Source organism: uncultured Nostoc sp. (genome assembly GCF_964245445.1).
Taxonomy (GTDB): domain Bacteria; phylum Cyanobacteriota; class Cyanobacteriia; order Cyanobacteriales; family Nostocaceae; genus Nostoc.
This window is the reverse complement of sequence record NZ_CAXTNE010000238.1, coordinates 1-12,451: the sequence shown is the minus strand read 5'-3', so window position 1 is coordinate 12,451 and position 12,451 is coordinate 1. Positions and strand designations below refer to the sequence as shown.

Annotated in this window: 10 protein-coding genes; 3 read left to right on the top strand and 7 right to left on the bottom strand. The window is 42.0% G+C overall.

All coding sequences use genetic code 11. From position 1 onward, the window contains the following. Positions 1–10: 10 nt before the first annotated feature. From ACFE90_RS29300 to ACFE90_RS29285, 4 genes are all read right to left on the bottom strand, one after another. Positions 11–517, bottom strand: coding sequence for a hypothetical protein (locus ACFE90_RS29300; protein ID WP_375505890.1), 507 nt, complete (start codon positions 515–517; stop codon positions 11–13). 34 nt (positions 518–551) lie between these two features. Further along, positions 552–2,081, bottom strand: coding sequence for an AAA family ATPase (locus ACFE90_RS29295; protein ID WP_375505889.1), 1,530 nt, complete (start codon positions 2,079–2,081; stop codon positions 552–554). 91 nt (positions 2,082–2,172) lie between these two features. Next, positions 2,173–2,790 carry a 50S ribosomal protein L25/general stress protein Ctc gene (locus tag ACFE90_RS29290; protein WP_375505888.1) on the bottom strand — a complete coding sequence of 206 codons (618 nt, stop codon included), beginning with the start codon at positions 2,788–2,790 and terminating at the stop codon, positions 2,173–2,175. Between the two features lie 91 nt (positions 2,791–2,881). Continuing rightward, positions 2,882–4,225: an adenylosuccinate synthase gene (locus tag ACFE90_RS29285; protein WP_375505887.1), complete on the bottom strand. Its 1,344-nt coding sequence runs from the start codon at positions 4,223–4,225 to the stop codon at positions 2,882–2,884. Positions 4,226–4,801: 576 nt separating this feature from the next. On the opposite strand from ACFE90_RS29285, the gene ACFE90_RS29280 reads away from it, so the two are divergent. Continuing rightward, positions 4,802–7,003 carry a PAS domain S-box protein gene (locus tag ACFE90_RS29280; RefSeq protein WP_375505886.1) on the top strand — a complete coding sequence of 734 codons (2,202 nt, stop codon included), beginning with the start codon at positions 4,802–4,804 and terminating at the stop codon, positions 7,001–7,003. A 238-nt stretch (positions 7,004–7,241) separates the two neighbouring features. After that, positions 7,242–8,117 (top strand): phosphodiester glycosidase family protein, encoded by an 876-nt coding sequence (locus ACFE90_RS29275; protein WP_375505885.1) that lies wholly within the window; start codon positions 7,242–7,244, stop codon positions 8,115–8,117. Positions 8,118–8,158: 41 nt separating this feature from the next. Here ACFE90_RS29275 and ACFE90_RS29270 read toward each other — a convergent pair whose 3' ends face one another. Further along, positions 8,159–8,689, bottom strand: a complete 531-nt coding sequence (locus ACFE90_RS29270) for a hypothetical protein (protein WP_375505884.1) — start codon at positions 8,687–8,689, stop codon at positions 8,159–8,161. A 575-nt stretch (positions 8,690–9,264) separates the two neighbouring features. On the opposite strand from ACFE90_RS29270, the gene ACFE90_RS29265 reads away from it, so the two are divergent. Next, complete coding sequence (locus ACFE90_RS29265) at positions 9,265–10,470, top strand: histidine kinase (RefSeq protein ID WP_375505883.1); 1,206 nt, start codon at positions 9,265–9,267, stop codon at positions 10,468–10,470. 218 nt (positions 10,471–10,688) lie between these two features. Here ACFE90_RS29265 and ACFE90_RS29260 read toward each other — a convergent pair whose 3' ends face one another. Both ACFE90_RS29260 and ACFE90_RS29255 read right to left on the bottom strand, forming a co-directional pair. Further along, a complete protein-coding gene (locus ACFE90_RS29260) occupies positions 10,689–11,714 on the bottom strand; it encodes a diguanylate cyclase domain-containing protein (RefSeq protein WP_375505882.1) in 1,026 nt (341 codons plus the stop codon). Beyond that, complete coding sequence (locus tag ACFE90_RS29255; protein ID WP_375505881.1) at positions 11,702–11,902, bottom strand: hypothetical protein; 201 nt, start codon at positions 11,900–11,902, stop codon at positions 11,702–11,704. The genes ACFE90_RS29260 and ACFE90_RS29255 overlap by 13 nt, the downstream gene beginning before the upstream one ends. Positions 11,903–12,451 lie beyond the last annotated feature (549 nt).

Sequence of the window (12,451 nt, the reverse complement as noted above, 5' to 3'; positions counted from 1 at the left end):
CCCCAATTCCCTACCTTTCCCAAAACTTGAAATTGATACTACTTCCAGGGGCGCGACGGTAACGGCGGGCAGTTCTTCTTGTTTGCCGTTTGTTGATCCTGTCGTTCGTTGGTTCAATTTGGCCCTCTTCTAATTCTTCAACTTGCAGCTGAGTTCTAGTTTCTTCCTTACTTCCCCACCAAGCAGTAATCCAGCCTCCAGCTAAAGCGCCTATTCCACCTAGCAAGATACTCATGGGTGCTGGATAGCCCAAATATACAAAGCCAAGCATGAAAAATAACCAGTATTTCAGTCCTGTATCGACACCATCAGAGGAGGCTACAGTTGGCGGCTGGGGGCTATTATCAGTTACATTTGTGATCCAGCTGAGGATGAAACCGCCCATTATACCTAAGAAGATGCTCAGGGCAGGTGCGGAGCCGGTCATTATTAATATAAATATTAAAAATGCCCCAAATAACAACTGAGAAAAGAAGCTAGGAGAAATACTGAAAAGGTCGTTCTTTTTGTCTGCCATAGAGTAAAAAAAGGCTATTAACTGATTACTCGAATTATTTTAATTGTGCCTGCTGTGGCAGAGTGGTATCCAAAATCTTTACGTAAGGTTGTTCTTCTTCAGTGAAAGGTTCAGCTTGTTTGATTTGTGAGTCTAATAAATCGGCGGTGGCATCAGCGATATCACCAGTGCGCTTGTTCAGACGCTCTTTTATAACTTCAAGGGGTGCTGTGCATTGGATAATTTGAAGGGAAAGTTGGTGCTTTGTAGCTTGAGCGATCGCTTCTTGCCGCAACTGCTGCCGATCATACTTGGCATCCAAAATCACCGGAAAACCTTGTTGAGCTAGGATAATTCCCAATTCCAAGAGCCGTGTGTAAGTTTTTTCGGTCATCTCAGGGGTATACAAATCATCGCCACCTTTTTCCCACAGAGGAATTCCCCCTAAATGTTTCCGCACTGCATCAGAACGCAGGTGAATCGCTCCTAGTTGACGGGCTAAATGCCTTGCTGTGGTACTTTTACCAGAACCCGACAACCCCGACATCAAAATTACTTCTCCCAGCTTTGGTTTAGTGTATTCCCAAGCCTGTTTATAATACTCAGCAGCAGTTTTTGTCGCTTCTTCCTTTACCGTCGCGGGTACACTCGGATCGTCTAGCAAAAATGAAGTTACCTTTGCTCGAACATAAGCCTGACGGCTTAAATACAAAGGTAGCACCTGTAAGCCTTCCCAATCTCCAGTTTGCTCTATGTATGAATTCAAAAAAGCATTACCCAAGTCTTTGCGCTGCCGCGCTTCTAAATCCATCACCGTAAATGCTACATCGTACATCACATCGACAAAGCGAAACGGCTCATTAAACTCAATGCAATCGAACAGCAAGATTTTATCGTGCCACAGGGCAATATTTCTTAGGTGTAAATCCCCGTGACATTCACGAATATAGTTGTTGTGAATTCTGCTAGCAAATAATTCTGCACGTTCGGCAAAAAAGTTATCTGTATATTGCTTTGTTTCTGTAAACTGCGTCTGTGTTTGGGGGCCACCAATATACTTTTCAGTTTGCTGATAATTTTCATCAAAGGCAGCCCGAACTTTTGGTACTTCACCAAAACTGCGAATATAATCATTCGTCTGTGCTTCGGCATGATATTGAGCCACCACCCGTCCCAACTCATCTAGGTGTGTCTCATTTAACTTACCCTGTTCAAATAGTGTACTTAATAGCGACTCTTGAGGAAACTGGTGCATCTTTAGCACGTATTCTACAGCCTCGTCAGTTCCCCCTAACTGGTATTGCTCTCTTACCAAAGTTATGGGCAAAACTTCTAAATACAGTTCACCTGCTCCCCGTTGATTCAACCGCAACTCTTCCTGAGAAAAATGTTGCCGCTTCTCTAATGTGGAAAAATCTAAAAAACCAAAATTCATCGGTTTTTTCAGCTTATAGACGTAATCCCCAGTCAGCAGCACATAAGAAATGTGGGTTTGAATTAGTTGAATAGGTTCTGTTACCGAATGGGGATAAAATCCAGGCTGCAACATTTGCTGAATTAAAGCTGGAAGAGTCGCTTCTGTCATCTCTGTCCTCTGCGCTCTCTGCGCCTCTGCGGTTCAAATACAAAAAAACCAGGAGTTTCCCCCTGGCTATCATCAAAAATTATTACACACTTTACGTAGCTTCAGAGGCTGTTCCACCCTCTAACTCAGCTTCATCCTCAGCAGCAGCACTGATTTGCGGCTGCGAAACGCTAACTACGACTCGCTCCGTATCACCAAGAACTGTGACACCTTGAGGCAAGACTAGCTCGTGAATACGTAAGCTATCTCCGATTTTCAGGTTAGAGACATCAATTTCAATTATTTCGGGGATGTTTTCCGGCGCACAGCTCACTTGCAACTCAGTGATAACAGTGTCTAAAAAACCTCCTTCTTCTTTAACACCAACAGCATTTCCCAGAAAACGCAGTGGTACTTCTACAGTTGTGTCGCCGTGGCCAGCAACCGCGAAAAAGCTGAGGTGATAAGGCGTACCTTTGGCTGGATGGATCTGAAGTTCCCGCAGCAAGGTTTTGCCACGCCAAGGTGCATCAGCAATATTCAACTCAATCAAGGTGTTGTTGACGGAAGCTCTTTTGAGCAAACGCTCAACAGTTTTGGCATCAATGGTCAAAGAAATGGATTCTGTACCCTTATGACCATACAAATTGGCAGGTATCAATCCAGCACGGCGCAAAGCTCTTGGCTTGCTGCCTTCTGGACGTTTTTGAGATTCGACTGTAATAGCCATAGAAGTTGTCCTTTGTCAGTTGTCACTTGTCCTTTGTCCTTTGTCATTTGTCATTTACTAATGACCAATGACTAATGACTAATGACTAAATTTACGCACTAAGCAGGGTAGCAGGTGTACCGTCGGCCTGCAATAAAGCACGTTTGGGCCCGTGGATGGGGTCTTCTACGATTATGGTTTGATCGCGACTTGCTCCTAGTGAGACGATCGCGATCGGGACTTCCATTAATTCAGCGAGGAATTTTAGATAGTCCAGTGCTTGCGGTGGCAAGTCTTCCAGGGTGCGGCAGTCTGTTGTTGACACTTTCCATCCTGGTAAGGTTTTGTAGATGGGGCGACATCTAGCAAATTGACGAGAACTGGTGGGGAAGTGTTCGCTACGTTGGCCATCAATGTCATAAGCTACACAAACTTGAATTTCCTCTAATTCATCGAGGACATCCAGTTTGGTGAGCGCCATACAATCCATGCCGTTTATCCGCACAGCATAGCGACCGATGACGGCATCAAACCAGCCACAACGCCGTTTGCGTCCAGTAGTTGTGCCAAATTCAGCACCGCGATCGCACAACAATTCTCCCAACTCTCCATCCAATTCTGTAGGAAATGGCCCTTCTCCCACCCGTGTCGTATAGGCTTTCGACACTCCAATCACCCGGTCAATCATTGTCGGCCCTACCCCTGTACCAACGCAAGCCCCCCCGGCCACAGGATTAGAGGAGGTGACATAAGGATAAGTCCCATGATCTAAGTCAAGGAGCGTACCTTGTGCGCCTTCAAACAAAATATTCCGCCGTCGCCCAATCGCATCGTATATTTTTAACGATGTATCAATAACGTAAGGACGCAAGCGTTCTGCATATCCCAAATACTGTTCAATCACCTCTTGTGGATCTAGAGGCGGCAAGTTGTAAAGCTTTTCTAAAATGACGTTTTTATAATTAATCGTCCACTCCAACTGCTTACGTAGCTCATCGGGGTTCATCAAGTCTAAAACCCGAATGCCTGTACGTTCAGATTTGTCAGCATAAGTCGGCCCAATGCCCCGACCTGTTGTGCCGATCTTATGGCTTCCCCGTCGTTCTTCCGATGCCTGGTCAATCAAGCGATGATAAGGCATTGTTACGTGGGCTGTCTCAGATATCAGCAGGTGGTCAGTGGAAATATTTAGTTCTTTTAATTGGTCGAGTTCTGCAATCAAAATCTGTGGATCAATGACTGTTCCACAGCCGATAATGCAATCTGTATTTGGATATAAAATACCAGAGGGAATCAAGTGTAGCTTAAAGGTCTGACCTTTAACTACAATCGTGTGTCCAGCATTGACACCCCCTTGGTAACGAACCACAACATCTGCGGAACGGCTGAGTAAGTCAGTTATTTTACCTTTTCCTTCATCGCCCCATTGGGCACCTATGACAATGACGTTAGCCAAGAGCTTAAATTAAGAAGTAAAGTTTCCACAAACTACAATTATTAACATATTACTGGAATCATGTCAAGCTTATTCTAGAACTACTTAGTACATGAGGCGCGGAAATAAACATATCATTTCAAATGACGCAAGAGCTTGGAATACAATAAATACCTTTGACTTTTGACTTTTGCTTTGCGGTACTGGCTGTTTTCAATTTAGTAACCCTGGATGTCACTAAATATGTTTGTCAAAATTCTTGTGGATATAGTTATCTTAATAGCGGTAAGCTTCTTTGTTTTGGATTTGGGGATAATGTGAGGTTAATTAAAATTCCAAACATAGAGACATTGCATTACAACGTCTCTACAAACATTATGGATAGGCAACTTATCTGATCCCAACTGCATTGGCTATACTACTGCTAAACATGAATTTATATTAAAAATTGGCGGATTTATTTGGAACTACTATGTATAAATAATCATCCCAAAAAATCCAGATATTTACAACTTGAAGAGATTGTATTTTGTTAGCCGTGCTGTCACAATTATTAAATTATTCTCAGTATTTGTTTTTAATCTTCAATTTTAACTAATGGAGGGCATCTGCGGCAAAAAGGGCGATCGCATGATCAAAAAATGGTATCGAGTCCAAAAGCTAAAAGCAATATTCATCCTAGCATTGGCAGTTGTATTTACTAATGCTGTTGTCTCATATAGCAATACTGTTAAGCTAATTTATAATCAGGAATGGGTGATATCCTCATATCAAGTGGTTACTGAACTTGAAATTCTCCAATCTACACTCAAAGATACTGAAACTGCACAACGTAATTACCTAATTACAGCAGATGCAGATGATTTAAAAACCTATCTTGCGGCTTATCAAAAAACTAATAGCAATATTCAAATTATTAGCAAGTTAACTGCCCAGAGCCATCAAAAGCGGCAGTGGATTTCTTTGCTGGAGCCGAAAATTAGCAACAGGCTCAACATCTTGCAACAAGAGATTTCCTTCAGACAAAACCAAGGGTTTGAAGCAGTTCGGCAGCGAATCTTATCTGACAAAAACAAGCAAAGCAGCAAAGAAATCCAACAGCTTATTCACGACTCTTTAGAGCTGGAACAAAATTTATTACACCAGGGAATGCAGCAGTCACAAGCAAGTTCCCAAAAGGCAATAGTTACATTTTTTATCGCTGCTGTTGTGGATTTAGTGCTAGTGGTGCTGCTGTATGACTTGTTGTGGCGTTATATCAGGCAACTTCAGCAGACGGAACTGGCTTTACGCCAAAGCGAAAATCGTTTACGAGCCATGATAGATGCAGAACCAGAATGCATCAAATTAATTGCCAGGGATGGCACCCTTTTAGAAATTAATGCAGAAGGGGTGGCAATGATGGAAGTGGAAAGTGCCGATGTATTGATTGGTAAACCAATTGATGCCGTAATTGTACCAGAGTATAGAGCAGCCTTTGCCGACTTGCATAAAAATGTCTGCCAAGGTAATAAGGGGACTTTGGAGTTTGAAATCGTCGGATTTAAAGGTACTCGCCGCTACATGGAAACTCATGCTGTACCACTGCGTAACGAATCTGATGGTACGTTTATCCATTTGGCACTGATGCGAGATATAACCCAGCAAAAACAGGCAGAACAGAAAATCCGTGAACAAGGGTTGCTGTTGGATGTATCAAGTGATGCGATTCTGGTGCGAAATATCCACAAGCAAATTTTGTTTTGGAATCAAGGTGCTGAACGTCTGTACGGCTGGAAGAGTGAGGAAGTTGTCGGTAAGAATGTTTTGCAACTTTTGTATAAAGATATTTCACCACAGCTAGAAGATGCTTACTTGAGGGTGATGAATACGGGTGAGTGGCGGGGTGAGTTGCAGCAACTGACAAGGGAAGGCAAGGTAATTATCGTTGAAAGTCGGTGGACACTGATCCGGGATGATAATGGACAACCCAAATCTATTTTGAGTGTAAATACCGAAATTACGCAGCAGAAACAATTGGAAGCTCAACTTCTGCGATCGCAACGTTTGGAGAGTATTGGTACTCTAGCTGGCGGTATCGTCCATGACCTGAACAATATACTATCGCCAATTTTAATGTCAGTTCAACTGTTGCAGAAGAAATTGCCCGATTCGCAGAGTCAGCAAATACTGCAAACTTTAGAAAATAATGTTAAACGCGGCGCTAATTTGCTCAAGCAAGTATTATCTTTTGCACGGGGCATCGAAGGTAAACAGACAATTGTCCAAATTCAGCCTTTGATGGCAGAAATTGAGCAAATTATCACTCAAATATTCCCCAAATCTATCATTTGCCAGATAGATATCCCTAAAAATCTGTGGTATCTCCGTGGAGACGCAACTCAACTACATCAGGTGCTGATAAATTTAGTAGTCAACGCCCGCGATGCTATGCCCAATGGCGGTACATTGAGGATTGCGGCGGAAAATCTGGTGATTGGTGAACATTCTGCCCAGATAAATATTGATGCTAAAGTGGGTTCCTATATTGCGATCGTGGTAACGGATACTGGTATGGGAATGTCGTCAGAAGTCCAGCAAAGGATTTTTGAACCATTTTTTACTACCAAAGAGGTAGGAAAAGGTACAGGTTTAGGACTTTCCACGGTGTTGAGCATCATTAAAAATCACGGTGGTTTTGTCAATGTCTACAGTCAGGTAGGCAGGGGGACTCAATTTACAGTGTACTTGCCTGCCTCAACATCCAGAGACACACATTTGCTCTCTCCAAAACTGGAATCAGTTGCAGGAGATGGTTAATAGATTTTGGTGGTTAAAGTATCAAAAAATTAGCGCTCTTCCAGTCACAAAAATGCCAGAGAGTCAGCACGAATTAATTCTATGTTTAATTCAGTTTTAAAAACTTCGATTTTTTTCACTTCATTAGGTAGTAACCAAAACGTAAAACTGTGAAGATATTTTTCTGCTAATATTTTACAGATATTGTCAAAGTACTATTAAATAAACTTTTTTTAGCTAACCACAAGTGGATTTAAATGTGAGGAAAATCAAACTACTGGCTTTGATATTAATTAGTTTGGCAATGGTGTTGTGGTTTAATTTGCGTTTCTTAACACCGTCAATACCAACTGTTGCATCTTTACCACCAAAAACTATCCGTTACTTCGAGCGCACTATACCCCAAAGCATCGCTCACATTCTGTTGATTCCAGCTAATAGCAAATTTTTGGTAACTCCTGCACTATCACAAAAGGTAGCCACTGTAGAGGAATTTGCCCAGAAGCATCGAGCCATAGCCATTTTGAACGCAGGCTTTTTTGACCCAGTTAACCAAAAATCTACATCCTATGTTGTCATACAAGGGAAGTTGATTGCTAACCCCAAGGAAAACGAGCGATTAGTGAATAATCCCAACTTAAAACCTTACCTAAGTCAAATATTCAATCGCGCAGAATTCCGCCGCTACTTATGTGGGCAAACTAACCGCTATTCGATTGCTCTACACAGTCAGTCACCGCCAGCAGGTTGTCAGTTAGTCGATGCTATAGGCGCAGGCCCAACCCTATTACCAGAACTCACGTTAGCAAAAGAGGGCTTTGTAGATAATACCAGTAAACGAGATGCACTTGGCAGCAACCAACCCAACGCCAGAACTGGTGTGGGTATTACTCCTGATGGCAGCGTTGTTTTAGTGATGGTGGCTCAAAAACCCTCGGCTCCCGCTAATGGGGTGTCTTTGCCAGCATTAGCTGATTTTATGAAAAGTCTTGGTGCTGATCAAGCGATGAATCTGGATGGGGGGAGTTCGTCTTCGCTTTATTACAATGGCAAAACTTTTTACGGGAAGGTTGATTTGGAAGGAAATCCTATAAAGCGTCCTGTGAAATCAGTTTTGCTGGTTCAGGAAAACTAATACTGTGTCAAGCCAACTTTACCTTTTAACTTCTCTGCGATTTAAAGAGTTCTGGAAATATTCAGTTGACATACCCGATAACTGATTATTAACTCACCAAAGAACAGTGTAGCTAGCACAAACTTTAATCTTCTTCCAGATGCACTAGTTGTAATGCGATGCCTACGGCGGGCAAAGCTTACACCAAGCAACTGAAGTGATAGACTAGGACTAAAGGCCCCTTTAGCCTCACTCAAGGAGGGGAATAGATAAAGTTCGCTAACGTCGGCTGACAATCGATTCTGGAAATTATTTATCTGACGATGGTAAGCTGAATAAGGCAATAGGTGAAAAATGCCACTATTAAGCAATTTCAGGAACTTAGCGTAAGTCTGTGGTTCTTGGGGGCCAGAGTGATAATAGGCAAAGCAGTCAAGTGTCGCAGCAGTTTCTCTAGTATCTCTAGATTGATTTTCTGGAGAAAGTGCTACTTGTGCTATAGTCAAGAGTTTCTTGGCAGCCTCGAAAGCAGTGAGTGCTTTCTCTAAAAGTGCGTAGTTTACCGTAGTAGGCATCGCCTCTATGTTATCCAAAGTTTTCTCTTTGGCAATCCATCCCCTGTTCTTCTGGTATAGGGTAGGGGTTCTTGTAGGAAGGCTGGACAGAAGGTACGCTTCGCAAGTTATAGAGACAGTACATACTTAGCTGTGACTGTTTTCCCAATCATTACTAGGATTGGGTAGAGGCAAAAAAGACACTTCATCGTATGCACTGACGCTTGAGAAAGCTCCCTACAAATTTGGTCTGGACAGTTAACAACTTCCTGATAGATTAGATACAATTAGCATCTGCGTTTGCTTAAGTGATTACTTGTTCAAAGCAAGTACTCGATATTGACACAGTGTTAAACTTTTCACCTGTTAGCTCTGGCGAAAATTTTTGCTTCAGGGCAAATTAAGACTTAATATTCAAGGACAAGGATGTTTCTTGGAGATAAAGTTAACCAAAACCGGGTAAAAGGCTGAAAAAGATATGTCTGATGTCAAAAACGCGGAAGTGATAGGAGTATTAAGAATCTAAAATAGATATTAAATTGAAGAAAAAACAACGACCATTGACAACCGTCAGTCTATTTTACTTTCTGTAAAGCGTCGCCGGGTTGTTACCAGTGCTGAAACACGATTACATGCAAGTTTCCCAGGATCAGCCTATTTATTCTGAGGCTCCACTCCAGCTGCTACTGTTTGTCGATGGACGCCCAAAGTCCCGACAACAAGTGCAGCGAATCCGTGCTTACTTAAAAGAATTGCAGGCTGAGTATAATTTTGAAGTTGAAACTATCGATGTTGGACAACAACCTTACTTAGCAGAACACTTTAAATTGATCGCAACGCCAGCTTTAATTAAAATCCATCCCGAACCACGACAGGTTCTTGCTGGGAGTAATATCATAGCGCAATTAAAAAATTGGTGGCCTCGCTGGCAAGCTGCTGTAGATACCTACTTAAAAGTACAGGAAGACTTACAAGAACGTATAGACGACAATGGTAGGGTGACATCACCCAAATCTACTATTCGTTCAGTTGCTGTTTCTGCGGAACTAATTCGACTCTCAGACGAAATTTTTCGCTTGAAACAGGAAAAAGATAACCTCCAAGAGCAGCTACAGTTTAAAGACAGGGTGATTGCTATGCTGGCGCATGATCTCCGCAATCCGCTAACTGCTGCCGCGATCGCCATCGAAACTCTCCAATCTAATTACAATTTAGAGACGGGGCAATTCCAGCGTCTCAAGCCATCCATGACGGCGCATTTATTAAAACAAGCCCGCAATCAAACTAAGGTCATTGACCGGATGATTGCTGACCTTTTAGAGGTAGGTCGGGGCAAAGACACAGAGTTCCCAATTCTACCACAAAAGATACAGCTAGGGAAACTGTGCTTAGATGTACTAGAAGAATTGTGCGATCGCTACACCGCCAAATCCCAAGAGGTAGAAACAGATATTCCTAATGACTTGCCTTATGTATATGCTGACCCAGAACGCATCCGCCAAGTGCTAGTGAATCTGTTGGATAATGCCATCAAATATACCCCAGAAGGTGGCAAGATTAGCATTGCCGGATTGCATCGCACTACCCAAAAAGTTCAGTTTAGTATCGGCGATACCGGGCCTGGTATTCCTATAGAGAATCGCGATCGCATCTTTGAAAATCACTTCCGCCTGCAACGGGATGAAGGTACAGAAGGTTACGGGATTGGTCTTTGTTTATGCCAACGCATCATCCTGGCACATTATGGTCAAATTTGGGTAGACTCTGCCCCCAATAACGGAGCATGGTTCCACTTCACACTCCCAGTTTATCCTTCTTAAAGATTGGTCAGCCCCTTTGGGGAAGTCAAAAATCAAAAGTCAAAAGTCAAAAGTTAAAAATTTACCAAGCCCATAAATTTATTTGCTCTGAGTCAACTGACGTAGTATTTCTTGCACTACGTGTCTCGAAATACATTTTTTTATTTTCCATAAATAAATTTACTTGCTCTGTCCTTTTTATTTCTGGTCATTCACAAATGACTAATGACTAATGACAATTAAAAACTTGAGATAAAGCGATCGCGCCCCTCGGTCTTTGCTTGGTAGAGTGCTTTATCTGCCTGCACAATCAAATCTGAAGGTGAGGATTCCCAAGTGGGCACAACAGTAGCCACGCCCATACTTAGCGTGATATACTGACTCACCGCAGACCCATCATGAACAATTCGCAAATCTTTGATTCCCGCTTGTATCGCTGCGGCAACGTGAACTGCGCCAGATGCAGGGGTGTATGGCATAATCACAGCAAATTCTTCACCACCATAACGCGCTACTAAATCCTGATGTTTTTGCGCCTTGAGGCTTAATAAAGCACCCACCTTTTGTAAACAGAGATCTCCAGCAGGATGACCATATTTATCGTTATAAAATTTAAAATAGTCGATATCACACAAAATCATTGACAGGGGAGATTCCTCTTGTGCCAGATTAATCCACTGAGTATTGAGATAATCGTCAAAACGGCGACGATTTGCCAACTCAGTTAAGCCATCTACATTGGCGAGGTGGTGCAAGGCTTCGTTTGCCGCCTCTAACTGTTTGTATACTTGCGCTTGCTGTAGCAGGCGACGCAATCGCTGCCGCAATACAGGCCAGTGGATTGGCTTAGTGACATAATCAGTCGCCCCTGCTTCAAAAGCACGGTCTACGGATTCTTCATCATCTAAGCATGTGATCATCAATATGGGAGTGCGCTCCCATATCTTGGATATCACAGTATTATTAAGTCCAGAGTCAGTATCAAAAGTTGCAAGGGCTGAGATTAAATTATTCCTGGCAATTTGGAGCAAGTGCTTACAGCAGGTAAAACCATCCATCACAGGCATTACAGCATCTAGCAAAACTATATCCGGTTTGATAATCTCGTAAGCATCTAAACATTGCTTACCATCATTGGCCTCGACCACTCGATAACCTTCTTGTTCCATAGCTTTACGCAACAATACTCGGATGGTCTTGTCATCATCAGCTACTAGAATTAGTGGTGGTTGCTTAGAAATAGAAAATGGAGTTATGCCTGACATGAGTTGCCTTCCACTTGCAGAACTATCCTGAAAAAGGCTGTGCAACTCAATCGCGTGGGGGCGATCGCTCTTTTTATCAATGCCAGGATTTGCGGCAAAGGTGTGTCTGGCTTTACAATCAACTGTTTTTTGACAATAGACTGCTCAAGGTTACTGAGCCAAGCAAGCGGTAGATAACTAAGTTGCATAGACAATCTATAATTGGAACACGAAGGCAATCCTTACCTTTTTGTTCGCCTATGGTTAGGAGAGGAAATGTTACTTTTATATTTCCCCATTGTTAAAGTTAAATTGCGATTTTTCAAAAAATTGCAAATCCATACCTTATTTATTTAATTCTGTAGTTGGTTTAGAAACATAAAGATACAGCGCAAAGCAAAAATCACAAGTGCCCTAAAAAGACAGTTAACACTAAATATTAATATCACTTGGCTCAAATTTATTTAGTCTATTCGACAAGGGCTAGACATGTCTAGTATAATTACATAGAATATAAATTTACCTTAGAACAAAACTTTCTTGTAGATTAATGTTGGGTTCATCAAATAATTAAAAATTATTATTTAATTTCGATATTTTTTAGCTAAATAAAAACTTATAGTTATTTATTCTAAACTAAATGCACCGAATTAATAAATAATATTTTATAAAATTTAGGTAAGGATTCAGGTCTAAACTTGAGGAATTAAAGATGGTTCTTGCATATTTGGATTAACCATCGCTTTTATAGCTTGCTC

Excerpts from the sequence above, each read along its gene's own strand:
- ACFE90_RS29300 (WP_375505890.1), bottom strand. The coding sequence starts at position 517 with ATGGCAGACAAAAAGAACGACCTTTTCAGTATTTCTCCTAGCTTCTTT.
- ACFE90_RS29295 (WP_375505889.1), bottom strand. The coding sequence starts at position 2,081 with ATGACAGAAGCGACTCTTCCAGCTTTAATTCAGCAAATGTTGCAGCCT.
- ACFE90_RS29290 (WP_375505888.1), bottom strand. The coding sequence starts at position 2,790 with ATGGCTATTACAGTCGAATCTCAAAAACGTCCAGAAGGCAGCAAGCCA.
- ACFE90_RS29280 (WP_375505886.1), top strand. The coding sequence starts at position 4,802 with ATGGAGGGCATCTGCGGCAAAAAGGGCGATCGCATGATCAAAAAATGG.
- ACFE90_RS29260 (WP_375505882.1), bottom strand. The coding sequence starts at position 11,714 with ATGTCAGGCATAACTCCATTTTCTATTTCTAAGCAACCACCACTAATT.
- ACFE90_RS29255 (WP_375505881.1), bottom strand. The coding sequence starts at position 11,902 with ATGCAACTTAGTTATCTACCGCTTGCTTGGCTCAGTAACCTTGAGCAG.